Source organism: Acinetobacter sp. ANC 3813 (assembly GCF_002135435.1).
In the GTDB taxonomy this organism is placed as follows: domain Bacteria; phylum Pseudomonadota; class Gammaproteobacteria; order Pseudomonadales; family Moraxellaceae; genus Acinetobacter.
Genome location: NZ_NEGK01000008.1, coordinates 141,800 through 167,704, shown reverse-complemented (window position 1 = coordinate 167,704; position 25,905 = coordinate 141,800). Strand labels below are relative to the sequence as shown.

The window sequence follows — 25,905 nt, the reverse complement described above, 5'->3', positions numbered from 1 at the left end:
TTAAATAATTCATGATTTTCGAGTGAGCATTGAACCAGCATATTTTACTTATTACTGGCTGGGGCGGCGGCACCAAATTGCTGCAGCCTTTACAGGACGCTTTGACACAGCAGGGTCATCATGTTGAGCTGATCAATATTTTTAATGCTTTAGATCCAGAGGTCTTGCAGCAGCAGGTAGAAAAAGCGCGGGCATTTGATGTGATTTGCGGCTGGTCACTGGGCGGCCAGCTGGCGACATTATTGGCAGATCAGATTTCTAAGCAATATGATGAGCAAAAGATTTTAATTACTTTGGCGTCTAATCCCTGTTTCGTGGCCAATGATCAGTGGGAAACGGCTATGGATGTGCAGACTTTTCAAAATTTTAAACGGTTCTTTGAAACCGATGCGATTGCAACTTTAAAAAAATTCGGCTTTATGGTCTGTCAGGGGACTGCAAACACCAAACAGGATTTCTTAACGCTGCAAAGTTTAATTCAAGCGCAGAATTTAGATGTGTTGCGTGCAGGGCTGAATTGCCTTGAACAGCTAAATAATGTCAGTATCTTAAAAAAATATAAAGGTCATCAGTATCATCTATTTGCGAAACAGGATTATTTAGTTAGTTACAAAGTTGAGCATAATCTTCGAAATTTCGCTGTGGAGTTTTTAGAGACTGAATTAATAAGCGGCTCTCACGGCATGCCATTATTTGAGTCTGAAAGCATAAGTTGCAAAATCTGCCAATATTTAAAGAAAATTAAACAAACATTCGGATAAGTGACCTATCTCGCAATTTATTTTTCATTCCTGCAGGTTTAACATCGTGCCCAATTGATGCAAACGCCTTTTCATGGAGTGAAAGATGACCGAATTAACTGATCTGCAGTTTGACCAGCAGCATATTTGGCATCCCTATACGTCTATGACGCAGCCGCTGCCTGCGTTTAAAGTCAAAAAAGCTTATGGCGCAACGATTGAGCTGGAAGATGGGCGGCAGCTGATCGACGGCATGTCCTCGTGGTGGTGCGCCATTCATGGCTATAACCACCCTGAGCTGAATCAAGCGGCAATTGATCAGCTGCAAAATATGTCGCACATTATGTTTGGCGGCCTGACACATGATCCCGCTATTCAGCTGGCAAAAGTATTGCTTGAGATCACCCCGCCCAATTTAACCAAGATTTTCTATGCAGATTCGGGCTCAGTGGCCGTAGAAGTGGCATTGAAGATGGCAGTGCAGTATTGGGCATCTCTGGGTAAAAAAGAAAAAAGCAATTTTGTCACACCGCGCTCGGGTTACCACGGGGATACTTGGAATGCGATGTCGGTCTGCGATCCTGTTACAGGCATGCATCAGATTTTTGGTTCCAGCCTGCCTAACCGCATATTTGTACCCGCGCCGCAAACTGCTTTTGATGAAGCGTGGAATCCTGAAGATATCAAAGATCTTGAGCAAACTTTGGCGCAGCATTATGCCAGCATTGCTGGACTGATTATCGAGCCGATTGTACAAGGCGCTGGCGGCATGCGTTTTTATCATCCTGAATATTTGCGTCAAGCCAAATTGCTCTGTGAAAAATATCAAATCCTGCTGATTTTTGACGAAATTGCGACGGGTTTTGGCCGTACTGGCAAGCTGTTTGCTTGGGAATGGGCAGGAGTGGAGCCTGACATTATGTGCATCGGCAAAGGTCTTACGGGCGGCTATATGACCTTGTCTGCCGCACTGACCAGTACACAGGTTGCAGAAACCATCAGCCAAGGTGAGGCGGGAGTGTTTATGCATGGCCCGACCTTTATGGCCAATCCTTTGGCTTGCGCCGTGGCATTAAAAAGCACACAGCTGTTGCTGTCACAAGATTGGCAGGCCAACATCTCGCGTATTGAAAGACAGCTGCAGCAGGGGCTATTTCCTTTAAGTGATTTGGAACATGTGCAGAATGTGCGGGTGCTCGGTGCTATTGGTGTGGTGGAGCTGAAGCATGATGTGGATATAAAAAGCCTGCAGCAGGAATTTGTCCGCCGCGGCATTTGGGTGCGCCCATTTGGCAAGCTGGTCTATGTGATGCCGCCGTATATAATTTCGGAACAAGAACTCAAAACGCTGTTAGAACAGCTGGCTGACGTAGTCAAAAATATGGAGCAAGCTGGATGAATATGACATTGCTCGATCATTATGCACAGCAGCTGGACAGTTTGAAAGCGCAAGGCAATCGGCGTCAATTTACGGCTCATCTGCAGCAGGGCAAGATGATCACAATGAATGATCATCAAATGCTGAATTTGGCGTCTAATGACTATTTGGGTTTGGCATCGGATCTGCAGCTGCGTGAACAATTTTTTGATGAAACACCAAATGGCCAGCGCTGGATGAGTTCGTCTTCCTCGCGGTTGCTGACTGGTAATTTTCCAGAATATGAACAGCTCGAAGCCAGCTTAAGCCAAGCCTTTCATGGCCGCGACGCTTTGCTGTTTAACAGCGGCTACCATATGAATATCGGTATTTTGCCTGCATTGGCGGACAGTAAAACCCTCATATTGGCGGATAAGCTGGTGCATGCCAGCATGATTGACGGCATTCGATTGTCTGCCGCCAAATATGTGCGCTACCGCCATAATGATTTAAATCATCTCACTCAGCTGCTGCAGAAATATCATGAGGATGCTGAAATTGAGCGCATTATTGTGGTGACTGAATCCATTTTCAGTATGGATGGTGATGAAACAGATTTAGCCGCTTTGGTGCAGATTAAAAAGCAATTTTCCAAAGTGATGCTGTATGTAGATGAAGCGCATGCGATCGGCGTGCGCGGCGCGCAGGGTTTAGGCTGTGCAGAGCAGTATGCGGTGATTGATGAGATTGATTTGCTGGCAGGCACTTTTGGCAAAGCGATGGCTTCAGTCGGTGGTTATTTGATTTGCCATCCTGTCATTCGTGAATATTTGATCAACAGCATGCGCCCGCTGATTTTCAGCACCGCCCAGCCGCCAATCTGCATGGCGTGGACTAATTTTATTTTTCAGAAAGTTTTAAATTTAAATGTACAGCGTCAGCATCTGCTGCAGATCAGCCAGTCCTTGCAGCAAGCGGTGAAATGTAAAGGTTTTGACTGTCCATCCACATCACATATTGTTCCTGTCATTATTGGCGAGTCAAATAAAACCGTGGAAAAGGCAAAAATGCTGCAGGCTGCAGGATTTTATATTATGCCTGTGCGGCCGCCGACCGTGCCGCAGCACAGCTCGCGTTTGCGCATATCGTTAATGTCTTCGATCAGTCAAACTGAAATTGATCAGCTTGCGGCGCTGCTTTGAGTGAACTGATGATGATTCAAAAATCTCAGGTCGCACAGCGCTTTGCCAAAGCGCATCAAAGCTACGATGCACATGCACTTGTTCAAAAACAGATTTATCAGCACTTGATGCAGCTGATGCAGCAGCATTTGCCTGCAAAGCAGCTGGGAAAAGCGCTGGAAGTGGGCTGCGGTTCAGGCGGATTAACCCGAGAATTGCTGTTGAATTTTCAGATTAATCAGCTGTTTCTTAATGATCTTTATTCAGAAGTTCAGCAGCATATATCCGCTTCGGAATATCCTGAAACACAGATGAATTGGCTGATTGGCGATATTGAAGCGCAGCCTTTGCCGCAGCATTTAGATTTGGCGCTGTCCAGTTCTGCGCTGCAATGGATCAATGATTTAAATGCATTGCTTCAGCGGATTCATCAGGTCTTAAATCCGCAAGCTTATTTATGCTTTTCGACGTTTGGTCCGCAGAATTTACAGGAAATCAAAGCGCTTACAGGGCAAGGTCTGCACTATCAGACCTTGCCCGAAATACAGGCTTTACTGAGTGAAGCAGGTTTTGAGGTTTTGCATCTTTCGGAAAGTTTAGAAACATTGCGCTTTGATCATCCCAAAGCCGTACTGCAGCATCTAAAAGCGACAGGGGTCACAGCGACCTCATCCCGCCACCGCTGGACCAAGCAATCTTTAACACAGTTTTATCAAGATTATCAGCAATTTTCACAGCTCGATGATGCGGGATTGCCGCAGTATGCATTGAGCTATCATCCAATTTACTGCATTGCACGGAGACGCTTATGACAGCGCCAGTTTATTTTATCAGCGGCATTGATACCGGCATTGGCAAAACTTTTACTACGGGATATTTGGCGAAACTGTGGAATGCGCGGGGCGTTAAAACCATTACCCAGAAATTGATTCAAACGGGCAATGCAGATGTGTCTGAAGATATTGAGCAGCACCGTGAAATTATGCAGATGGGCTGGTTTCCTGAAGATGACAGCAAATTGACCATGCCTGAGATATTCAGCTATCCAGCCTCTCCGCATTTGGCAGCTAAAATTGATGGGCGTGAAATTGATTTTCATAAAATTGAAGATGCGACAAGGCAGTTAGCCGAAATTTATGATGCGGTGCTGCTGGAAGGTGCGGGCGGCCTGATGGTGCCCTTAACTGAACAGTTGCTGACGATTGATTATGTGGCGCAGCATCAGCTGCCAGTCATTTTGGTGACTTCAGGACGTTTAGGCAGTATCAACCATACCATTCTCAGCTTAGAGGCGCTCAAAAGCAGAAATATTGAGCTGTATGCGCTGGCTTATAATCTCAATGATGAATCACAGGATAAAATCATTTCACAAGATACGGCTGATTTTTTGAAAGGCTATTTGGCGCAGCATTTTCCACATGCACAGTGGATTGATATTCCTGCACTTTAAGCTGAATTTGCAAGCTGGCAGTTTGTTTGTCATAAAAAAACCGCTCATTGAGCGGTTTTTTTCAGTTTTGAATTAAAACTTTTTAAAGATTTTTTTTGTGCCGTATGGCTTGCGCGGCGCATTTTCATCACGGCGTTCACGGTTGCCAAAATCGCGGTTGCCAAAATTGTCATCGCGGCGTTCACGGTTTGCAGGAGCTTCTTGACGGTCGCGCTGTCCATAACTGCCTTGGTTGCCGCTGCTGCGGCGTTCACTCTGCTGACTAGGCTGAGCCTTATCGTCACGGCGTTGACCAAACTGGTTCATGTCGTCACGGCGTTCACGTTCACGGCCATACACCGGTTTTTGCTGTGTTTCTTCTTCATTGTCACGGCGCTGCTGACGCAGGAAACCGCCGCGGCGCGCAGCCATCGGTTTATCCTGCATGCGTTCATTGCGGCGTTTCGCCATGCCAAATAAGCCAGTGCCTTGACGCGGCTTCAACTCAACAGATTTTGTTAAGTTGTCGATATCTTGCTTGTCCAATTCCATCCAGCGGCCAGTACGCAGTTCACGCGGCAAAATCACAGTACCGTAGCGGGTACGCAGCAGGCGGCTGACTTTTAAGCCTTGTGATTCAAAGATACGGCGTACTTCACGGTTTCGACCTTCTTTCACCACCACTTGGAACCAACGGTTAATACCTTCACCGCCAATTTCAGTGAATGATTCAAATTTCGCAGGGCCGTCATCCAGCGTTACGCCTTTGAGCATGTTGTTTTTCAGCTGCGGTGTTACTTCCCCCATAACACGTACAGCATATTCACGTTCAATTTCATTTGACGGGTGCATTAAGCGGTTTGCCAGTTCACCATCATTTGTGAACAGCAATAAGCCTGTTGAGTTGATATCCAGACGGCCTACCATCACCCAGCGGTCGCCAGCAATTTGAGGCAATTGCTCAAATACAGTCGGGCGGTTTTCAGGGTCGCTGCGTGAACAGATTTCACCTTCAGGCTTGTAGTAAATCAGCACGCGGCGGCGGATTTCGTCTTCGATCTGGAATTGCACTTTACGGCCGTCGATGCGAAGCTCATCACCCGGTTCAATGCGTTCCCCAACTTGGGCAACTTGCCCATTTACGCTCACACGTCCTGCGGCAATGACTTCTTCCATATAACGGCGAGAACCCAAACCAACACGTGCAAGCACCTTTTGCAATTTTTCACTCATGACAGCATAACCTTAGAAATTATCATCAACAGTTCACCTATTTACGACTTCGGCGCATTTGCGTCGAGGGCCATAAAAGCTTCCTTGGCATCCTGCAGGGGAGGCAATTGACCTAAAGAATGGAGGCCAAAAGCATTTAAAAAGTGTGGCGTTGTAACTAACAACGCAGGTCTTCCTGGGAGTTCCCGAAAACCAGACTCTTTGATCCAGTTCCAGTCAAACAGCGTTCGTAAAATCTGGCTGTTGTTGGTGACTCCGCGAATTTGCTCAATGTCTGCCCGTGTCACTGGTTGATGGTAAGCAATCACAGCGAGTGTCTCGAGCAGAGATGGCGATAAACGAAATGGTCGTTCAGGCCATGTCTGTACAATAATATTACGATATTTTGCGCGAACTTGAAATCTGTAACCTTGCGCAGTTTCAATCAATTCAATCGATCTGCCATGCTGCAGCAAAGTCAGCTGCTGCAGAAATTGGCGCAGTTTCTGTTTGCTGTAGCGGTTTTCAAAAGCTTCTTTTAAACGCGCCACAGAAACTGCTGTATCGCTGGCAAAGATAATGGCTTCCAGCTGCATCAGCACTTCATGCGTGTCTTCTGGCTGCGGGGCATTGTCTAAGTTAAGTTCGTAATTTACATCATGATTCATGCCTGTGCTCCTTGAATTGCAAGCGGCGCTTCAACACCTGTGGCAATGATGTTTACTTTTTGCTGGCGGGTCAGCTCTAGAATGGCCATAAACGTCACAACCATGCCCATGCGGCCTTGGCTGGGTTTCAGCAATGCTTCAAACTCTAAAATTTCTCCGCTTTCCAGCTTGCTTTCAATATAGGCAATGCGCTCTTCCAGCAGCACAGGTTCTTGCAGAATTTGATGGACTACAGGTTCTGGGCGGTTAAAGACACACAGAATCGCATCGCGCAGCAGGCTGGCATCATAGCCATCATTGCTGAATGAAACATGCCCCAGCATGACATTGGTTTCAAAGGTGTCGCGTTCTAAAATGGTCATTTGACCTAAACGCTCAGCAGCTTGCTTAATGCGTAAATAATTTTCTAAACGGTCAATCAGTTCTTGTTTTGGATCATCTTCTATTGTTGCAGATTTAGGCTTAGGCAGCAGCAGGCGTGATTTTAAATCGGCCAGTAAAGCCGCCATCACCATATAGTCTGCTGTCAGTTCAATATTGAGCGATTTCATCGCATCCATATAAGACAGGTACTGCGCGGCTATGGGGGCAATGTCCACCTGCAGCAGATCAAAACCATTTTTTTGAATCAGGTAAATTAAAAAGTCGAGCGGGCCTTCGAAATGTTCTAAAAGAATTTCAAATGCAGCGGGAGGAATGTATAAATCCTCGGGAATCGTATCTTGCCACTCATCCAATACACGGATGTGTGCAGATTGCTCCACGGGTTCATGGATAGGTTGATTCATTGCAGTTATAGGCCACGCGAATTTTCAAAGGCATGAATAGCGATTTCAGATCAAATAGAATCTGCTGCCGTCAGCAGATGATGAGAAATAGCAAAGATAAAGAGCGGGTAGTTTAATCGAAAAGCGCACTGAAATAAATCAAAGTGCGGCGATTTCATAAAAAAAACTTGGAATAGCTAAAGAATAATGATCTGCTTCAAATTATTCTAAAAAAATGTATTTTTCTCAATCTTTTATGCTTATCTTCAGAAATGGAATTTGTATAAATATAAAACACAGGGTGGCTGTGCTGCAGATGAGAGCGTATCAAAAAACACAAGAAAACCCGTTTGGACAAAAAATTGGCCTGCCGGTACAGATGAATATAGAGCAGTCAACACAGCCGATGGCTCTGTGCGGGAGAACCGTGCAGCTGATGCCATTTTCAGAGATGGTCTTAAACAGTGAGCGGCTCAATCAGCTGTGGCAATGCAGCAGTCAGGAACCGGACGGCCGCTGCTGGACTTATCTGCCTTATGATCTGTGCAGTGATCTGCAAAGTTTCAAACACCGTTTAGCAGGGCAGTTTGGTCTTGGCCAATCTCAGCATTTTGTGATTGAACATCTGCAGCAGGTTACAGGCTGGATTGCATTGCTGAATATCCGCCCAGAGCAAGGCGTGATTGAAATTGGCAATGTGTATTTCTCGCATGTGATGAAGCAAAGCACTGCGGCTACAGAAGCTGTTTATTTGCTGCTGAAAACTTGCTTTGAGCAAGGTTACCGCCGTGTAGAGTGGAAGTGTGATGAGCTGAATCTGCCATCACGGCAAGCGGCTTTACGTTTAGGATTTCAATATGAGGGAATTTTCCGTCAAGACCGTGTGGTCAAAGGCAGGAACCGCAATACGGCTTGGTTTTCTATGCTGGATGAAGAATGGCCTGAACTGTTAAAAGCGTATCGGGCGTGGCTGGATCCTGAAAATTTTGATGCAGCAGGACAGCAGAAAATTCGTTTGGGTGACTTTATAGCACTGTACCAGTCAGCATGAACCGCGCTTTTAGGCCTGTATTAAAGAAGAGTATTGCGCAATGGTTGGCTGTCCTATGACTGAATAGGCTTGAGATGCTCATCGGTGTTTATGTTGGGTGGGTGTGCAGTTGTTGCGGAATTAAAATATAAAAAACAGTTGCTTAATGCTAAATAAATCACCATATTAAGCGCATAAATCATGAAGAATTAATAATAAGGATAAGTACATGCCAGTGATTGTAGTGCTGATCGCGATGATTGCTTTTGGAGTGTTTTTGGGTTATCCCAAGTATCAAGTGATGAAGCTTGAAGATGAAGTGCGCAGCAATCTTAAATCGGGCGGTTTTGCCGAAATAGAAGCGCGATACCGCCCTCTGATGAATGCCGCGAAAATTGATTTTTCTGTTTTGGATCAATATCCAAACGTCCGTTTTTATATGCGCAATACACAATTTTCAGGAAAAGTTTTACCTGAAAATACCCAGGACATGGTCAATAATATGAGCTGTGATTCGCTAGAGTCCTTCCGAGCACTAGAGGATAAAGAGCGTACTGCGGTGCTGAATGTGCTGGAAGAAGATCAGGTTGTCTTTCATATTTCCTTAAAAAATAAATTTGGCGCAGAGTTGGCCTCGCACCAGCAAAAGCTTTCGGCTTGCCCGAGTTTTACGGCTTTAAGAAATTTAAAACATGATGCTGAGCAGGGCGCAGAGCAAAATACTATAACGCCTGCAGCAGCCCCTGTCATTTCTTCAGCGGTTGAAGCTGCGCCTGCAGCGGCATATTCAGGCAGTGATGAGGCTGCTGCCCATTAAGGTTCATGGTGTACAGAACTGGATCGGGCAAATATGTATGGCCAAGCAGCTCTAATTTACATATGCCAAAGCTTAAAAAAACCTTGCTGAAGATCGTTCAGCAAGGCCGTATTTACAGGATCTTTAGATCGCAATCAAAGTACTGCTTTATTCAAACGCGCTGAGATCTCCCATGCCGCGTCGGATAATTTCAGGATGATCGCCCGCAAGATTGACCACACTTGTGGTATTTAATGTGCCTAAGCCGCCGTCAATCAAGACATCAATCTGCTTGCCAATCTGCATCTCAATATCATAAGGATCATCAATCGGGTCGTTTTGACCCGGTAAGATCAGCGTGGATGTCAGCAGCGGCTCGCCTAATTCTTTTAACAGCATCTGGCAGATGGGATTGCTGGGAATGCGCAGGCCAATGGTTTTCTTTTTTGGATGCATTAAGCGGCGCGGCACTTCACTGGTTGCCGGCAGAATAAATGTGGTGATGGCAGGGGTATTGTTTTTCAGCAGACGGTACATGGCATTGTCCACTTTGGCATAAGTGGCAATGTCTGACAGGTCTGAGCAGATAATAGCATACTGATGCTTGGCATCCAGCCTGCGGATCTGCGCAATACGCTCCATTGCGCTTTTGTTGCCAATTTGGCAGCCAATGGCATAGGCGGCATCGGTTGGATAAACAATTACATCGCCAGCGCGGATGCGCTCTACAGCTTGGCTGATCAAGCGGGGTTGAGGATTGTCGGGATGTACGCGTAAATGCAGCATATCTGGTCCTCCATTATTATATTTAGCTGTTGATATTAAGCAGTCATTATACAGCTGGGTCTATTATGGATGCGCAGCGTAACGGCGCGCAATGCATCATGCGTAGATTTGTGTAATTTAATCAAGCATTTCACGCAGGAACTCATTGGATTGTAATGTTTTGCCATTTCGTGTGCAGGCGCAGATGCCGTTTATAAAATGCTGGGCATCTCTGGGCAGCTTTGCCTCACCTGAAAAATAGCGCTGCAGCTGGGCATGGACATTGTCTTTAAATGCTGCGCCATCACCGCTATCACCCGTTAAGTTATCCAGCGATACGCGGAATTTACGGCCAAAAGCCTGCGAGAATAGCCATTCAATGGCTTGCGGCTTAATTTCAACTTGCTCAAATAAGGCTTGCTGTTCCCGCGTGCGGCCATCTGGCGCATACCAATAGCCGAGATCAGGCAAAAGGCGGCGTTTGTCGCCGGCAATCGTCCAGTGGCTGATTTCATGCAGGGCGCTGTTAAAGAAACCGTGTGCAAATTGGATGCGGGCAGGGGCGCTCGCAACTGCTGGAAAATACTCAGGTTCAAAATCACCTTTGACTAAAGTGACATTTAGGTGGGAAAACCAGTGATTAAAGTGTAAGATGAGCCAATCGACCTGATCTGCTTCTGATGATAATTTAGCCCATTGCGAGAGTTGCGCTGGCTTGGCTGAAGTGTCAGAATCGTCGGTTGAAAGTGTGCTCATAAGTGATGAAATATTCACTTCTGTTTGCGGCTGCAACAGATGCATGACTTGAATTACCCAAATGGTCTGTCTAAATAAGTACAAAATTGTATCTTAATCTTTGACAGAGTACTGATGAATTTGTAGAATTGCCGCCTTAATTATGTCAGCAAATACCTTTCCGGCACAGATTGAGCCGTTTAAATGGGCTGAACAAGGCTTTACATGGTCAGGTACCCTGCCATTGTCTCGCTTTGTTCGTATTGCTCGTGAAGCTGTTGGATCAATTGATAATCAATTGATTAACATAGACTGTAAGCTATCAATGGATGCGTATCATCGCGTTGTATGGCTGGATGGTCATGTTGAAACGAAAGTTCCAGTGGAATGCCAGCGTTGTTTAGACGTGGTAGAAATTGAACTCGTTTCAGATTTTCATCTAGCTCTAGTGGACGATGAGTCACTGATAGAGCGCTTGGATGAGGATGCTGATTTCATCGTCTTAGGTGAAAGTGAAGCAACCACTAAAGGTACATATGATGCACCTGCAATGGCTGATTTACTTGCGCTGATAGAAGATGAACTGTTATTGCTGATGCCTTTGTCTCCTAAGCACGACGCTTGTGAACATAAGCACCAGCCTGCCGTTCAAGAAGCTGTTGAAGAAAAGCGGGATAACCCGTTTGATGTTTTGGCAGGTTTGAAGGGTAAACTTAACTAATTTTTGTGTTATACTCACACGTATAAGACAATCGAATTTGTTCTGATCCATTTTTTCGATATTTGTAAGGAGCCATCATGGCCGTTCAGCAAAACCGTAAAAGTCGCTCTCGCCGTGACATGCGCCGTTCACATGACGCTTTAACTGAGAATGCATTAACTGTAGACCAAGCTACTGGCGAGACTCACCGTCGTCACCACGTAACTAAAGATGGTATCTACCGTGGTCGTCAATTATTCGCTAAAGCATCTGCTGAATAATTGATGATGTATTAAGCGTCAAGCTTAGTAGAAAAATTGGGAGCCTTAAGCTCCCTTTTTTTTGTGCCGATTTTTGTTGTATTTGGCAATTACCTAACGCAAATTTAAATGTTAAATTTCCGCCCACATATGAACTCATATGAGGTTTTGCTGAAATAATGAACATTTGTCATTGTTTGGCATATCTTAATTAAAGGATTTTTTTATGTCTGCTAATCAACTTGAGCAAGCGGTGCTGGCTGCGAAAACTGCATTTTTGTTTCCGGGCCAAGGTTCGCAAAAAGTTGGCATGCTTGCCGATCTTGCAGAACAGTTTAGCGGTGTTCAAGCCACATTTGCTGAAGCATCGGAAGCGGTAGGTTTTGATTTGTGGCAAATCGCGCAAAGCGGCGAAGGACTGAATCAAACTGAATTCACGCAGCCTGTATTGCTGACAGCCAGTATCGCGATGTGGCGTGTATGGCTGGAGCTGGGCGGTGTGATGCCGAAATACTTGGCAGGCCACTCATTGGGTGAATACAGCGCATTGGTTGCGGCTGGCGCGATGAGCCTTGGTGATGCAGTCAAATTGGTAAACCTGCGCGGTAAATTGATGCAGGATGCCGTACCGCAAGGCACTGGCGCAATGGCGGCAATTTTGGGCTTTGATGATGACAAAGTGATTGAACTTTGCGCCCAAGCCAGCACATTAGGCAAAGGCAGTGTAGAAGCTGCCAACTTTAATGCGCAAGGCCAAGTGGTGATTGCCGGCACTAAAGATGCGGTTGATGCTGTGATTGCTTTAGCGAAAGAAAATTCAGGCAAAGCGATTGCCTTGCCCGTTTCTGTTCCATCGCACTGTTCATTAATGAAGCCTGCGGCTGAGAAGTTTGCAGCAGTTTTGGAACAAACTGCCATTGAGCTGCCGCGCATACCTGTAATACAAAATGTCAACGCAGAAATTGCCACTGATGTGGCGCAGCTGCGTCAGGCATTGACTGCGCAGCTGTATGAATCTGTGCAGTGGACCAAAACCATGCAGTTCATTCAGGATCAAGGGATTCAGTATGTTGCAGAATGCGGTCCGGGCAATGTGCTTGCGAATATGGCGAAACGTTTGCCAAACATCGAAAAAGCATTTCCACTTGACTCTACTGGTCGCATGGAAGATGCACTTAACGCCATTTTAATGGCTGAAGGGAAAATTGCATGACACAAGAACGCAAAGTTGCACTGGTTACTGGTGCAAGCCGAGGGATTGGCGCAGCCATCGCTCAGCAGCTGATTCAAGACGGTTATTTTGTTGTAGGTACTGCAACATCTGAATCAGGCGCAGAAAAACTTGCAGCTGCTTTTGGCGGCAATGGCGCAGGCAAAGTGCTGGATGTCCGTGACGGCGCAGCGATTGATGCTTTGGTGTCAGACATTGAGCAAAATTATGGTCCTGTTCTTGCGTTGGTGAACAATGCAGGCATTACCAAAGATAACTTGCTGCTTCGCATGTCAGAAGATGATTGGGATGATATTTTGAACATTCATCTGAAAGCAGTCTACCGTTTATCTAAACGTGTGCTGAAGGGCATGACCAAAGCGCGTTTTGGACGCATTATTAACATCAGTTCTGTGGTTGCGCATTTTGCCAATCCAGGTCAGGCGAACTATTCAGCGGCAAAAGCCGGTATTGAAGCGTTCAGCCGCAGCCTTGCAAAAGAAATGGGCAGCCGTCAAATTACAGTGAACTCTGTGGCGCCTGGTTTTATTGCAACAGAAATGACGGAACAGTTGAGCGAAGAAATTCGTAAAAAAATGAGCGATCAGGTGGCTTTAGGCCGTTTAGGTGAGCCTCAGGATATTGCTGATGCCGTAAGTTTCTTGGCTTCAGACAAAGCAAGTTACATTACTGGTACAGTGTTACATGTAAATGGCGGTTTATACATGGCTTAAGGCCAAGTATAAACTTTCCAAATTTTTTATATTCAATTAAACTAACGGCATTAAAAACGCCACAAGCAATGAGGAGAATTCCTGTGAGCGATATCGAACTACGCGTTAAACAAGCAGTAGCTGAGCAACTTGGTCTTAAAGTTGAAGAAATCAAAAACGAAGCATCTTTCATGGATGACTTAGGTGCTGACTCTCTTGACCTGGTTGAGCTTGTTATGTCTTTCGAAAACGACTTCGACATCACTATTCCAGATGAAGATTCTAACGAAATCACAACTGTTCAATCTGCTATTGACTACGTTTCTAAGAAACTAGGTTAATAACTGATTTTCAGCTTTGCTGAAACAAAAGAGCCGCCTTCTGGGCGGTTTTTTTGTGCCTGTATTTTGGTTGTTACATGAATTTACGGTTCTAACACGAATGGCAACTTAAAGTTGTTTATTTTTTAGCTATAAAAATAGAGCTCAATCATTTTTTGAAAATTTGATTTTATAAACGCATAAGTTAAAACAATAAGGAGTGTCAGATGGGTCTTTTTGATTTTGTAAAAGGCATTGGTAAAAAAAATACAGCGCCTGCAGAACCGCAAGCGGCGCCAGCAACTCCTGCAGAGCCGTCTGTACAGGAAATTGCCAATAAGCTTTTGGGGCATATTAAGAGCTTAGGTTTGCCTGTCACAGGGCTTTCAGTCAGCTATAACTCCGCCTCGGATTTGGCTACGGTGAAAGGGCAGGTGCAAACACAGGCGGATAAAGAAAAAATTGTTTTGGCGGTGGGTAATATTGATCACGTGGCGCAAGTGGATGATCAGCTGACCGTGGCTGCGCCTGAACCTGAAAGTAAGTTCTATACGGTTAAGTCCGGCGATAATTTATCTAAAATTTCGAAAGAATTTTATGGTGATGCCAATCACTACAATAAAATTTTTGAAGCAAACCGCCCATTGCTGAAAAATGCTGATGATATTTTCCCTGGGCAAGTGCTTCGTATCCCAGCTTAAACGCTTTCCTGCTAAAAACGCTGCATGGCCAGCGTTTTTTTATGCCTATGTTTACCTATGATGTACGGCAATCAGCATCACAAGATGAATGCTTATGCTAAGCGGTGACATCCAAATATAAGCCTTCTTTCACTTCCTCCATCACCACATAGCTATGCGAAGATGCGGATGCAGGCAGTTTTTTTAAAATATTGCCCAGCAGCTTGCGGTATGCGCTCATCTCTTTTAAACGCGCTTTAACTAAATAATCAAAATCTCCAGAGATTAAATGGCATTCCAGAACTTCGGGAATGTCGGTTAAGTCGCGCGCCACTTGCTCAAAAACATCGCCGGATTTTGCAGACAGTTTAATTTCAAGAAATACCAGCAGGCGCTTGTCCACCAATTCAGGGTTCAGCCGCGCATAGTAGCCCATGATAATGCCATCGCGTTCCAGCCGTTTCACCCGCTCAGAACAGGGCGTGGTTGAAAGATTGACTTGTGAAGCCAGCTCACTGATCGCGATGCGTCCATTCTTTTGCAGAATGTCTAAAATCATGCGGTCTATACGGTCTAATTTGCGCATTTAATTTTCCCTGTCTTTTTTATAATTTCATGACAAAACAAGTGAATTCACTGAAATAAAGTCTTCAAATCAGCAAAATTAACTATTGATCCAAAAATATACTAGTTAAATAAACTAGGGACAGGGTCGAGGTCAAGACTATGCATGTAATTGTTTTAGGCAGCGGTGTGATTGGCGTAACCAGCGCTTATTATTTGGCAAAGCAGGGCGCTCAAGTGACGGTATTGGACCGTCAGGCTGGGCCAGCCGAAGAAACCAGCTTTGGCAATGCGGGTCAAATCTCACCTGGCTATTCGACTCCGTGGGCAGCGCCTGGTATTCCTTTTAAAGCGGTGAAGTGGATGTTTCAGCATCATGCGCCATTGGCCGTGCAGCTGGATGGCAGCATGTGGCAATTGCAGTGGATGATGCAAATGCTGAAAAACTGCAGTGCAGATCAGTATGCTGTGAATAAAGAACGCATGGTGCGGGTTGCTGAATACAGCCGTGACTGCTTGCGTGCATTGCGTGATAAAACAGGCATCAGCTATGAAAACCGTTCTAAAGGCACGCTGCAGCTGTTCCGTAAAGACGCGCAGCTTGAAGCTGTGCAGCGCGATATTGAAGTATTAAAAGAAACGGGTGTTGAGTTTGAGTTGCTGGACCGTGACGGCTTAAGCAAAGTTGAACCAGCTTTGGCTGAAGCCAAAGATAAGCTGGTTGGCGGCTTGCATCTGCCGAATGATGAAACAGGCGACTGCTATTTATTTACCAATGCTTTGGCCGAACATGCGAAAACACTGGGTGTGGATTTTCAGTTCAATCAAGATGTCGAAAAGCTGATTGTCGAAGGCGGCGAAATTAAAGGCGTGCTGGTTAATGGCAAGGTGTTGACGGCAGACCGCTATGTTTTGGCCTTTGGCAGCTATTCACGCGATTTCTTAAAACCATTGCATTTAGACCTGCCAGTTTATCCTGTGAAAGGCTATTCGCTGACTGTGCCAATTATTGATCCAAGCCATGCGCCGCAATCTACTGTGCTGGATGAAACGTATAAAATTGCCATTACCCGTTTTGATAACCGTATCCGTGTAGGCGGCATGGCGGAATTAAGCGGTTTTAACTTAGGTTTGAACCAAGACCGCCGCGGCACTTTGGAAATGGTAACGCGTGACTTGTTCCCAGGCGGCGATTTAGAACAAGCCTCTTTCTGGACAGGTTTGCGCCCAATGACACCAGACAGCACTCCAATTATTGGGCCTACACAGTACAAGAATCTGTTCCTGAATACTGGTCACGGCACATTAGGCTGGACCATGGCCTGCGGTTCAGGAAAATTGATCAGTGATTTAGTGCTGGGGCAATCTGCAGAGATCAGTACAGAAGGCTTGTCATTGCAGCGCTATGCGCATGCACATGCAGCATAAAGAATACGGTTTGCAGGCTTAGCCGCTTGCAAGCCGTATTTTGCTATTTACAGTTTCAAGGACGCGTTTTAGGGAAGAATAAAATGTCACGGCCGATACAAGCAGTTATTCATTTAGATGCCTTAGCGCATAATTTGCAGGTCGCCAAACAATTTGCCAGACAAAATGTGCCGAATGCGCAAGTCTATGCCGTGGTAAAAGCCAATGCATATGGTCATGGCATAGAGCGTGTTTATGTGGCATTTAAGCAGGCAGATGGCTTTGCTTTGCTGGATATGGCAGAAGCTAAACGTCTGCGCGCTCTAGGCTGGCAAGGCGATATTTTACTGCTCGAAGGTATTTTTAGCTTGCAGGATCTGCTGGATTGTCATCAGCTCAAGCTGAGCTTTACGGTGCACAGCACTTATCAGATTGACTGGCTGAAACAATTCCAAGACAGCTATCCTCAAGCGCAGTTTGATGTTTTTGTCAAAATGAATTCTGGCATGAACCGTTTGGGATTTACTCCAGAGGCATATGCACTAGCTTGGGTTGAATTGCAGAAACTGCGCATTGTTCACAGCCTCACGCATATGATGCATTTTTCAGATGCGGACGGAGAGCGTTTTGGCGAGTCTGGCATTGACTATCAATATCAATGCTTCCAGCAGATGATTGAACAGTTTCCAGCGCCTATGACCGTCAGCAACAGTGCGGCCATTTTGCGGCATTCTCAAGAATTGCAGTCCGATATCGCCCGCAGCGGCATCATGCTGTATGGCAGTTCTCCTGACTATCCGCTTCATTGTATTCAAGACTGGCAGCTGCAGCCCGCAATGACGCTGCGTACCGAAATTATCGGTATTCAAACTCTTCAGGCAGGGCAAAGCGTGGGCTATGGCTCGAGTTTTGTGGCAGACAAAGCCATGCGTATCGGTATTGCCGCCTGCGGCTATGCAGATGGCTATCAGCGCATCTCACCTACAGGTACGCCAGTGCTGATAGATGGGCAGTCTTCAGGTCTGATTGGCCGCGTGAGCATGGATATGCTGGCGGTCGATTTGACACATTTGCCTGAGAGCGGCATTGGTTCAGAAGTGGTGCTGTGGGGCAAGGCTTCAAATGGCGCTGTGCTGCCGATTGATGATGTGGCCAAGGCCTCGGGCACAGTTGGCTATGAGCTGATGTGCGCAGTCACGCAGCGTGTGCCTTTTAGCATTGATGCAGGACATATGTCGGTTGATCACGTTGTGGCGTTGAAAAATGCAGCAGCAAATTTGAAGGCTGAGTGTTCAGCCGAATATTTTTAAATTTATTTATTAAGAACAGGCGCTGTACTGGCGCCTGAAACGAAAAAGTACAAGGAAGCATGACCATGTCAGACCCTATTCAAAGATTCGGCAGCAATGATTTTATGAGTGCAGTCACCGTGTTTAATCAGGTGATTTATCTTTCAGGGCAAGTGCCGAAAAACCCAGAAGCAGGGATTGAAGCGCAGACTTTGGATGTGCTGAATACCATTGATCAATTGCTGGCTCAAGCGGGCAGCGACAAATCCCAAATGCTGTCCGCGCAGCTTTTTCTTAAAAATCTTGCTGATTTTAAAACCGTGAACGCGCTGTGGGCTGAGTGGTTGAAAGATTCGCCTAAACCTGCACGAGCCACCATACAGGCTGAGCTGGTCAATCCAGATTGGCTGATTGAAATTGCTGTTACTGCTGCTCAGCCTTAAGCTGTGCAGTTTTTTTATTTTTGAATCTTCCATGTTTGCACTGGCAGTTTAAGCCCAATAGGACATTGGGCAGGGCAGTTTAAGCGTTTAGTGAAAGCTGCGCCGCTGCAAGCATTATAAGGACATCAACTATGACTACACATCAAGATGACGTGCAATCGTCGCCTCATGAATTGCAGCGCAAGCTGTCGAACCGTCATTTACAGCTGATTGCGATTGGCGGCGCCATTGGCACGGGCCTCTTTATGGGCTCAGGTAAAACCATCTCCCTCGCTGGGCCATCGATCCTGTTTATTTACATGATTATCGGTCTGATGTTTTTCTTTTTAATGCGCGCACTGGGTGAAATTCTGCTGTCTAATTTGCACTATAAATCTTTCATTGATATGGCGCATGATTTGATTGGGCCGGGCGCAGGCTACTATATCGGCTGGTCGTATTGGCTGGGCTGGGTATTGGTCGGCATTGCTGATTTGGCTGCCATTATTAACTATTTGGGATTTTGGCTGCCGCCAGATGTCGGCTTTACCCCAATGGGGCAGGCGCTGATCAGCGCAGGCTGTGTGCTGCTGGTTTTGGGTCTGAATCTGCTGACCGTCAAACTGTTTGGTGAAGTTGAATTTTGGTTTGCATTAATCAAAATTTTGGCCATTTTAGGGCTGATCGTAATTGGCGGTTATATGGTATTCAGCCATTTCCATTCTCCTGACGGTACGGCTTCGAGCTTTACCAATGTCTGGTCACATGGCGGCATGTTCCCCAAAGGGGCAGATGGATTTCTTGCAGGCTTCCAAATTGCGCTCTTTGCCTTCGTTGGCGTTGAGCTATTAGGCACCATGGCGGCAGAAACTAAAGATCCTGAAAGGAACCTGCCTAAAGCGGTAAATGCTATTCCAACACGGATTATTCTGTTTTATGTGCTGTCTTTATTTGTAGTGATGTCGGTAACGCCATGGGATAAAATCCCTGCCGATCAAAGTCCATTTGTATCACTGTTTCTGCATGCAGGCATTCCAGTGTCTGCCATTATTATGAATTTGGTGGTGCTGTCATCGGTCATGTCATCTATGAACAGTGGTGTGTTTTCAACCTCGCGCATGCTTTTTGGTTTGGCGCGCGGCGGTCAGGCGCCGCAAGCGCTGGCGCGTTTATCTAAGCGGGCTGTTCCTGCGCAGGGTTTAATCTTCTCTTGCTTCTTCATTATGGCAGGTGCAGGGCTGCAGTATTTTGTACCCAATACCATTGAAGCTTTTACTTTGGCCAGCTCCCTTTGCGTGATTCTGTTTATCAGCATCTGGGCGCTGATTATGGTCTGTTACCTGCGCTACCGCAAACTGCAGCCGCAGAACCATATCAAATCGACCTTTAAAATGCCGGGCGGTGTGTGGATGAGCTATATTGTTTTGGCTTTTCTATTCTTTACTTTGATCATTTTAAGTCTGGAACCGGATACGCTCAAAGCGCTGATGATCAGTCCGCTTTGGCTGGTCATTTTGGCGGTCACTTACCGAGTGCTGTATTTGCCGCGCATGCGTAAGCGCCAGCTGCAGCAAATGTAAATCGTGTTTTGAATTTGAAATTTAAAGCCCTGCTTCTGCAGGGTTTTTTATAATGAAACTGCCGCTGATTTTAATCATTCATGGATGAATTTGCCGATGAGCGCTATTTATTCTGCTGAAATTGCTTTTTAATGAAGCACTTTAAAATTTTAACAGCGATAGATGCGTAATTATAAAATTGATGTCTTGCGCGGCATTTCCATTCTTTTGGTGCTGCTGCACCATTTTAATATTCCTTATAAATTGTACGATACTTTTTTAGGCATTCCAGTTTTTGGTGAAAGTCTGAGTACCTTGATTGCCCGAAACGGCAATTATGGCGTGACTATGTTCTTTGTGATTTCTGGCTTTTTAATCACGCAGCATACTTTGCAGCGCAGTCCTTCATTGGCGAAAATTCAGCTGAAAGATTTTTATGTACGCAGAATTGCGCGGATTATTCCCTGTCTGGTGCTGCTTGTCACCATGGTTGTTTTTTTAGGCGGTTTAGGGCTAAAGCCTTTTATGAATCAGGCGCCTAACGGTATTGAGGTGTCCTATGGATTAACCGTGCTGTCTGCCTTCAGCTTTTGGATGAATCTGCTGATTATTGAGTATGGCTGGGTCAACTATGCGCTCGGCGTGCTGTGGTCATTGTCTGTAGAAGAAGTCTTTTATTTGGCATTTCCTTTACTCTGTTTGGGTTTAGGCCGCGGCAAAGGGTTTATTATTTTTCTGCTGCTGATCATTGCTTATGCGCCGTACTTTCGCAGCCTGCATTTTGGCGAAGAAAGCGGGGCTTATCTTTATGATTATTTTTCTAGCTTCGATGGTATTGCGATTGGCTGTTTAACAGCGCTGTATACGCAGCATTTTAAAGGTGCTTTACAGAGCAAGAAACCCATTGTGACGGTAACAACGCTGCTGATGTGCGGGCTGTATTTATATGCGCCAATTAAAGAGGTAAGTACTTGGAGCATTAGCGCTTTTGCAATGCTGACAGCGCTGTTGATTTTTTGTTTTGCGCAAGATCCGCAAACGCAGGCACAATCTTTCGGGTCGAGGGCTTTGGTCTGGATAGGACAGCGCAGTTATGAAATGTATTTGTTTCATTTGATTATTTTGGGTTTGATGAAAGTGGTGTATTTCCCTAAAGAAACGTTGCCGACTGAAAAATTGCTGCTGCTGCCGATTTATTTTATTGCGGTTTTTTTACTAAGCTGGGTGATAGAGAAATATTATTCCACGCCCTTAAATCGCATGATTCGAAATAAATGGATTAAATCTTGAAGCTTTGCAAAACGTAAAAAGCCCTAAATGAATTAGGGCTTTTTTATAACTTATTTATTTTACGTTTTTAGAACGTCGGCTTTACCACCACCAAAATCACCACTGCAAATAAAATCAACGTTGGCATTTCATTAAAGAAGCGCCAGAACTTGTGTGATTTGTAATGCGCATTGCCAATCAGCTTTTTACGGTAATAGCCGCAAACAAAATGGTAAATCACCAGCAAGCCGACCAAGCCAACTTTAAGATAAAACCATAAGGCTTCATGGTAGTGCTGCGTAGCATCGCCCCAATCGACTAAAAAATGCGCCGTGATCAGTGTGCCGATCATTGCCGGCCACATAATGCCTCGGTACAGCTTGCGTTCCATCACTTCAAAGCGCTGATGGCTGACAGCATCATCACTCATGGCATGATAAACATAGAGGCGGGGAAGATAAAACAGCGCTGCAAACCAGCATACAACGGCGATGATATGTAATGCTTTGACCCAGAGGAAAGCATCTGATGGAGCATCCATAATGTACCCTTAAAAGGGCGGTGGGTGTGCTATTTGGCGCCGAAGCGCCAAATCAGCAGGCTTTAGATTAGCCTTCCCATTTTTTGAAAATGAGACACGCGTTCACACCGCCAAAACCAAAACTGTTACTCATCACAGTATTCAATTTTGCGTCGCGTTTTTCAAGCACGATATCAAACGGTTTCGCGCCTTCGTCTAATTCTGTGACGTTGATGTTTGGCGCAATAAAGTCATTTTGCATCATCAATACAGAATAAATCGCTTCTTGTACGCCTGCTGCGCCAAGGCTGTGACCAGTCATCGATTTAGTTGAGCTGAGTGGCGGTACTTGGCCTTCACCAAATGCACGCTCCATGGCTTTAAGCTCTGTTACGTCGCCCGCTGGAGTAGAAGTACCATGTGTGTTCACATAGTCAATTTTATCTACACCGTGCTGTTTCGCTTCGTCTAAAGCCATCAGGATGCAGCGTGTTGCGCCTTCACCAGATGGGGCAACCATGTCTGCGCCGTCAGAGTTTGCCGCATAGCCAACCACTTCAGCAATAATGTTTGCACCGCGCGCTTGCGCGTGTTCTAAAGACTCAAGCACCACGAAACCGCCGCCGCCGGCAATCACAAAACCGTCACGGTCAGCAGAGTAAGGGCGTGAAGCAGTTTCAGGCGTATCGTTGTATTTCGAGCACAGCGCGCCCATGGCATCAAACAGTAAGCTTTGAGACCAGTGATCTTCTTCGCCGCCGCCTGCAAGCATTAAGTCTTGTTTGCCTAATTGAATCAGGTTGTAAGCATAACCAATTGCATCTGCAGATGTTGCGCATGCGCTGGTAATCGTGTGAGCAACACCTTGCATTTTGAAGGCAACGCCAACGTTTGCAGTGATGGTATTGGTCATGTTGCGGGGAACAAAGAACGGGCCAACTTTACGCGCGCCTTTGGTATCCAGCAGATCTTTCATTTCAATCACAGAAGCTGTAGAGCCGCCGCCTGAACCGCCAGCAATACCGTAACGCGGATTGCCGCCAATTTGTTCAGCTGTTAAGCCGGCATGTTCTACTGCAGACAATGCAGCATTGTAGGCATACATTGCGCATACGCCCATGAAGCGTTTTAAACGGCGGTCAATGCCGTCAAAGTCTTGTTCAGCGGCTGCGCTGACATGGCTTTTAAAATTCAATTCCGCATAAGTCGGATTAAAACGTGTTCCAGAAATCCCGTTTTGCAAAGAGTTCGTTACATCTTCCAATGTATTACCAATGCATGAGTTAATCCCCATACCAGTGATTACAACACGTTTCATCTACAGATCCCTTTATGTTGAGGTAGAGAAGCACAAACCCCGCGTGTTTCAAACACTGCAGCGGTGCGCGTCTCATGTTGTTCAATTGCAATTATGATAGCAGAAAGAATTTTGAATTCTTATGGCAAATCCTATGCCTATTGATGCAGATGCAGAATCGAACAGAGTTGGCCGATAAATTAACTAAAAGATACACAATGATATTGAGATAAAGTCAGACAGCACCTAGTATTTATCCATAAATTCAAGAATTGAAGATGTGGGGGAGTGAATGGCGGATTCTAATAATAAACAGTCGGCTGGATTGTTTTCAAATGCCTTTGGAGTGGCTAAAAAGCTCAGTGAGTCAGGCGTATCTTTGCTGAATCATCTGGCGCCTGATTCTGTTTCCAAATTTTCATCGTCAGAAAACAATGCCCGCACCATTGAAGGCAGTGCGCAATATAAAGGCGTATTTAACGTGAAAAACTATGAAAATCCGCAGCAGGTCTTGCGTGATCATGTTCCGAATGTATCGCGTCAGCTTTTGGGGCGGCACTACAGCAAAGTCAATAATGTAGCGAATTTTGTCTCGCCGCAATTTTCAGATAAAATTTCTGATTATCTATTCGAGCAATTGAATCAATTCAGCAATAGCCTCAGTTCGGTCGATGATGTGCTGGATCAGGCAGGTGTGCGTGATTTAGAGGAGCTAACCAAGGATGTCGATCGCTCTAAGCGGATCAGCCAAGCTTTGACAGAGCAAAACAAATGGATTGCATCGCTGCAAGGTGCGCTCACAGGTGCAACAGGCGTGGTGGGTTCAACCATTGATATTCCAGCATCACTGGTGATGTCTTTGCGGGTCATTTATCAAGTGGGCCGTTCATACGGATTTGATTTGAGTAAAGAAAGCGATCAGGACATTGTGCAGCATATCTTTAAGCAGATTGATTTAGGCATCATTGCAGAGAAGCAAGCTTTGCTGATGGCTTTAAAGGCGCTTTCAAGCACGATTCAAAACAGTGATATCAGTCAGCTGCAGCAAATGCTGGGTTCAGGCAATGATATCGAATCGCTGAAAAAATATTTATTAGATGACAGCGGTCAGTTTAAATGGTCGTGGCTAAACCAGATGCCGAAAGTCTCTGTACTGGAGAAATTGTCAAAACTGACGCCATTGGCCAGCGCGGGCATCGGGGCAGTATATAGCCGCCGTTTGGTCAATGAAGCGAATCAAAAAGCGCAGGAAGTTTTTTCTCATGCCCGTGGGTATCTGATTCAGCATGCAGACCATCAGCTGTCGCCATTGGCGGCATATGAAAAGTCATTGGAACTGCTGTCGCAGGCTGCACCTAAACTGCTGGAATCTCTGAAAGGGCTTGAGCATGGGTTAAAAGAGCCCGTATTGGATCAGGTCATTGAAATTGAAGGCAGTCCCAATATCAGTCAGATCAAAGTACGCAAAAAAGTGCAGGCAGTAAAAGCTGCGCCGGAGCAGCAGGATGCGCAAGTGTCCGATCAGCTGGATGCCTTGGCAAAAAAAGAAGTTGCGCCAAGCAAAGCTGTTCCGCCGCAAAAGCCTGCTTTGTCGGAAGTTTTAACTGCAGATGAAAGTCATGCTGATGAGTTTGCTGACGGTTTAATCTCTACAGAAGATACTGCGGTACAAGTTCAGGCTGCTGCTGACGCGGCAAAAGCGCCTGAAGCTGCAAAAAAACCTGCCAAAAAAAGAGTTGCAAAAAAGCCTGCGGGTGAACAGCCTAAATAAGCAGTATATTTTCTGCTGAAAAAGTGATCAAAATACAAAATGGTTAAGATTTGGCTGCATGCTGAATCTTGACCATTTTGACATCCTGAATTACAATTGCATGCCCTCAAAAAGCAGTATGTTTTTGGGGCTTTTATTTAACGGGAGAATTGCCAAATGGCAACAACAAATCAGTTGATCCGTAAGGGTCGTACAACTTTGGTTGAAAAATCAAAAGTTCCTGCGTTGAAGGCTTGTCCACAACGTCGTGGTGTTTGTACACGTGTTTACACGACTACACCTAAAAAACCTAACTCAGCAATGCGTAAAGTTTGCCGTGTTCGCTTAACTTCAGGTTTTGAAGTTTCTAGCTACATCGGTGGTGAAGGCCATAACCTACAAGAGCACAGTGTTGTTCTTATCCGTGGTGGTCGTGTTAAAGACTTACCAGGTGTACGTTACCATACCGTTCGTGGTTCTTTAGACTGTGCTGGCGTGAAAGATCGTAACCAGTCACGTTCTAAATACGGTACTAAACGTCCGAAAAAATAATCTTTCGAGATTGTTTTTAAGAACGTAGAACCGCAATCCTTTATCGTCTCGCTTGTCTGATTTCTGCATTAATTTTGTGAAATTCAAGCGACGTGTAGTAAGGCCAGCGAATAGCACATGACACTTTGTGCTGATGCTGGATAAACCTGAAGTGTCAATTTTATTAGGTGTATTAAAATGCCAAGACGTCGCGTAGTCGCTGCCCGTGAAATCCTTCCGGATCCTAAGTTCAGCAGCCAAACAATCGCTAAATTCATGAACCACGTAATGCAAGATGGTAAAAAATCTATTGCTGAAAGTATCGTTTACGGTGCTTTAGACCGCGTTCAAGAAAAATCTAAAGTAGACCCAGTTGAATTTTTCGAGACTACTCTTGAAAAAGTTCGCCCTATGGTCGAAGTAAAAGCTCGCCGTGTTGGCGGTGCTACATACCAAGTACCTATGGAAGTACGCCCATCCCGTCGTACTGCCTTGGCTATGCGTTGGTTAGTAGATGCTGCTGCTAAGCGTTCTGAAAAAACTATGGCTTTACGTCTTGCTGGCGAGTTGCTTGATGCAGCTGAAGGCAAAGGCGCAGCGATCAAAAAACGTGAAGATGTGCACCGTATGGCTGAAGCCAACAAAGCCTTCTCTCACTACCGTTTCTAAGCGGATAAAACAGCCCCTATTCAGGAGGGTGGCTGAGCGGTTGTCATTGTTCAGTCATCGAATTG

Annotated in this window: 27 protein-coding genes and 2 pseudogenes; 21 read left to right on the top strand and 8 right to left on the bottom strand. The window is 45.6% G+C overall.

Going from position 1 to position 25,905, the window contains the following annotated elements:
- Positions 1-29 precede the first annotated feature (29 nt).
- From B9T34_RS13160 to bioD, 5 genes are all read left to right on the top strand, one after another.
- Positions 30-761, top strand: a complete 732-nt coding sequence (locus B9T34_RS13160; protein WP_086213580.1) for a lipase family protein — start codon at positions 30-32, stop codon at positions 759-761.
- A gap of 85 nt (positions 762-846) precedes the next feature.
- Positions 847-2,139 (top strand): adenosylmethionine--8-amino-7-oxononanoate transaminase, encoded by a 1,293-nt coding sequence (gene bioA / locus B9T34_RS13155; RefSeq protein WP_086213579.1) that lies wholly within the window; start codon positions 847-849, stop codon positions 2,137-2,139.
- Between the two features lie 2 nt (positions 2,140-2,141).
- Positions 2,142-3,299, top strand: coding sequence for an 8-amino-7-oxononanoate synthase (locus tag B9T34_RS13150; RefSeq protein WP_086213637.1), 1,158 nt, complete (start codon positions 2,142-2,144; stop codon positions 3,297-3,299).
- Between the two features lie 8 nt (positions 3,300-3,307).
- On the top strand, positions 3,308-4,090 hold the full coding sequence (bioC, locus tag B9T34_RS13145) for a malonyl-ACP O-methyltransferase BioC (RefSeq protein ID WP_086213578.1): 783 nt from the start codon (positions 3,308-3,310) through the stop codon (positions 4,088-4,090).
- Positions 4,087-4,728 (top strand): dethiobiotin synthase, encoded by a 642-nt coding sequence (gene bioD / locus B9T34_RS13140; protein ID WP_086213577.1) that lies wholly within the window; start codon positions 4,087-4,089, stop codon positions 4,726-4,728. The genes bioC and bioD overlap by 4 nt, the downstream gene beginning before the upstream one ends.
- 354 nt (positions 4,729-5,082) lie before the next feature.
- On the opposite strand, the pseudogene rluB reads toward bioD, so the two are convergent.
- The 3 genes and pseudogenes from rluB to B9T34_RS13125 all read right to left on the bottom strand — a co-directional run.
- A pseudogene (gene rluB / locus B9T34_RS13135) lies at positions 5,083-5,940 on the bottom strand (23S rRNA pseudouridine(2605) synthase RluB); the annotation flags it as partial.
- 41 nt (positions 5,941-5,981) lie between these two features.
- A complete protein-coding gene (scpB, locus tag B9T34_RS13130) occupies positions 5,982-6,587 on the bottom strand; it encodes an SMC-Scp complex subunit ScpB (RefSeq protein WP_086213575.1) in 606 nt (201 codons plus the stop codon).
- A complete protein-coding gene (locus B9T34_RS13125; protein ID WP_086213574.1) occupies positions 6,584-7,375 on the bottom strand; it encodes a segregation and condensation protein A in 792 nt (263 codons plus the stop codon). Before B9T34_RS13125 ends, scpB begins: the two co-directional genes overlap by 4 nt.
- Before the next feature lie 295 nt (positions 7,376-7,670).
- Between B9T34_RS13125 and B9T34_RS13120 the strand changes: the two genes are divergently transcribed.
- Both B9T34_RS13120 and B9T34_RS13115 read left to right on the top strand, forming a co-directional pair.
- Entirely contained in the window at positions 7,671-8,405 is a 735-nt protein-coding gene (locus B9T34_RS13120) for a GNAT family N-acetyltransferase (protein WP_086213636.1), read from the top strand.
- 208 nt (positions 8,406-8,613) lie between these two features.
- A complete protein-coding gene (locus B9T34_RS13115; RefSeq protein WP_086213573.1) occupies positions 8,614-9,201 on the top strand; it encodes a hypothetical protein in 588 nt (195 codons plus the stop codon).
- A gap of 147 nt (positions 9,202-9,348) precedes the next feature.
- Here B9T34_RS13115 and B9T34_RS13110 read toward each other — a convergent pair whose 3' ends face one another.
- On the bottom strand, positions 9,349-9,966 hold the full coding sequence (locus B9T34_RS13110) for an L-threonylcarbamoyladenylate synthase (RefSeq protein ID WP_086213572.1): 618 nt from the start codon (positions 9,964-9,966) through the stop codon (positions 9,349-9,351).
- 117 nt (positions 9,967-10,083) lie between these two features.
- On the bottom strand, positions 10,084-10,746 hold the full coding sequence (locus B9T34_RS13105; RefSeq protein WP_086213571.1) for an elongation factor P hydroxylase: 663 nt from the start codon (positions 10,744-10,746) through the stop codon (positions 10,084-10,086).
- Between the two features lie 97 nt (positions 10,747-10,843).
- Here B9T34_RS13105 and B9T34_RS13100 point away from each other — a divergent pair, with 97 nt between their 5' ends.
- From B9T34_RS13100 to lysM, 6 genes are all read left to right on the top strand, one after another.
- Positions 10,844-11,401 (top strand): YceD family protein, encoded by a 558-nt coding sequence (locus B9T34_RS13100; RefSeq protein WP_086213570.1) that lies wholly within the window; start codon positions 10,844-10,846, stop codon positions 11,399-11,401.
- A 77-nt stretch (positions 11,402-11,478) separates the two neighbouring features.
- A complete protein-coding gene (gene rpmF / locus B9T34_RS13095) occupies positions 11,479-11,661 on the top strand; it encodes a 50S ribosomal protein L32 (RefSeq protein ID WP_086213569.1) in 183 nt (60 codons plus the stop codon).
- A gap of 205 nt (positions 11,662-11,866) precedes the next feature.
- Positions 11,867-12,853, top strand: a complete 987-nt coding sequence (fabD, locus tag B9T34_RS13090; protein WP_086213568.1) for an ACP S-malonyltransferase — start codon at positions 11,867-11,869, stop codon at positions 12,851-12,853.
- Positions 12,850-13,584 carry a 3-oxoacyl-ACP reductase FabG gene (fabG, locus tag B9T34_RS13085; RefSeq protein ID WP_086213567.1) on the top strand — a complete coding sequence of 245 codons (735 nt, stop codon included), beginning with the start codon at positions 12,850-12,852 and terminating at the stop codon, positions 13,582-13,584. The genes fabD and fabG overlap by 4 nt, the downstream gene beginning before the upstream one ends.
- A gap of 83 nt (positions 13,585-13,667) precedes the next feature.
- A complete protein-coding gene (gene acpP, locus B9T34_RS13080) occupies positions 13,668-13,904 on the top strand; it encodes an acyl carrier protein (RefSeq protein WP_067669528.1) in 237 nt (78 codons plus the stop codon).
- Positions 13,905-14,110: 206 nt separating this feature from the next.
- Positions 14,111-14,584: a peptidoglycan-binding protein LysM gene (lysM, locus tag B9T34_RS13075; RefSeq protein ID WP_086213566.1), complete on the top strand. Its 474-nt coding sequence runs from the start codon at positions 14,111-14,113 to the stop codon at positions 14,582-14,584.
- A 97-nt stretch (positions 14,585-14,681) separates the two neighbouring features.
- Here the strand turns inward: lysM and B9T34_RS13070 are convergent, their stop codons facing one another.
- On the bottom strand, positions 14,682-15,149 hold the full coding sequence (locus B9T34_RS13070) for an Lrp/AsnC ligand binding domain-containing protein (RefSeq protein WP_086213565.1): 468 nt from the start codon (positions 15,147-15,149) through the stop codon (positions 14,682-14,684).
- 140 nt (positions 15,150-15,289) lie between these two features.
- Here B9T34_RS13070 and B9T34_RS13065 point away from each other — a divergent pair, with 140 nt between their 5' ends.
- The 5 genes and pseudogenes from B9T34_RS13065 (at position 15,290) to B9T34_RS13045 (ending at position 21,094) form a co-directional block, all read left to right on the top strand.
- The gene (locus B9T34_RS13065) at positions 15,290-16,555 is read left to right on the top strand and encodes a D-amino acid dehydrogenase (RefSeq protein WP_086213564.1); all 1,266 of its coding nucleotides are present in this window, start codon (positions 15,290-15,292) and stop codon (positions 16,553-16,555) included.
- An 83-nt stretch (positions 16,556-16,638) separates the two neighbouring features.
- Positions 16,639-17,757 (top strand): annotated as a pseudogene (gene alr / locus B9T34_RS13060) (alanine racemase); the annotation flags it as partial.
- 146 nt (positions 17,758-17,903) lie between these two features.
- On the top strand, positions 17,904-18,266 hold the full coding sequence (locus B9T34_RS13055) for a RidA family protein (protein ID WP_086213562.1): 363 nt from the start codon (positions 17,904-17,906) through the stop codon (positions 18,264-18,266).
- A gap of 131 nt (positions 18,267-18,397) precedes the next feature.
- On the top strand, positions 18,398-19,825 hold the full coding sequence (locus tag B9T34_RS13050) for an amino acid permease (RefSeq protein WP_086213561.1): 1,428 nt from the start codon (positions 18,398-18,400) through the stop codon (positions 19,823-19,825).
- A 162-nt stretch (positions 19,826-19,987) separates the two neighbouring features.
- On the top strand, positions 19,988-21,094 hold the full coding sequence (locus tag B9T34_RS13045) for an acyltransferase family protein (RefSeq protein WP_086213560.1): 1,107 nt from the start codon (positions 19,988-19,990) through the stop codon (positions 21,092-21,094).
- A 67-nt stretch (positions 21,095-21,161) separates the two neighbouring features.
- Here the strand turns inward: B9T34_RS13045 and hemJ are convergent, their stop codons facing one another.
- Entirely contained in the window at positions 21,162-21,614 is a 453-nt protein-coding gene (hemJ, locus tag B9T34_RS13040) for a protoporphyrinogen oxidase HemJ (RefSeq protein ID WP_086213559.1), read from the bottom strand.
- 67 nt (positions 21,615-21,681) lie between these two features.
- Entirely contained in the window at positions 21,682-22,911 is a 1,230-nt protein-coding gene (locus B9T34_RS13035; RefSeq protein WP_086213558.1) for a beta-ketoacyl synthase N-terminal-like domain-containing protein, read from the bottom strand.
- Between the two features lie 271 nt (positions 22,912-23,182).
- Between B9T34_RS13035 and B9T34_RS13030 the strand changes: the two genes are divergently transcribed.
- From B9T34_RS13030 to rpsG, 3 genes are all read left to right on the top strand, one after another.
- Positions 23,183-24,661, top strand: coding sequence for an EcsC family protein (locus B9T34_RS13030; protein ID WP_086213557.1), 1,479 nt, complete (start codon positions 23,183-23,185; stop codon positions 24,659-24,661).
- Positions 24,662-24,817: 156 nt separating this feature from the next.
- Positions 24,818-25,192 (top strand): 30S ribosomal protein S12, encoded by a 375-nt coding sequence (gene rpsL / locus B9T34_RS13025; RefSeq protein WP_002050319.1) that lies wholly within the window; start codon positions 24,818-24,820, stop codon positions 25,190-25,192.
- 177 nt (positions 25,193-25,369) lie between these two features.
- Positions 25,370-25,840: a 30S ribosomal protein S7 gene (rpsG, locus tag B9T34_RS13020; RefSeq protein ID WP_005011815.1), complete on the top strand. Its 471-nt coding sequence runs from the start codon at positions 25,370-25,372 to the stop codon at positions 25,838-25,840.
- Positions 25,841-25,905: the final 65 nt, after the last annotated feature.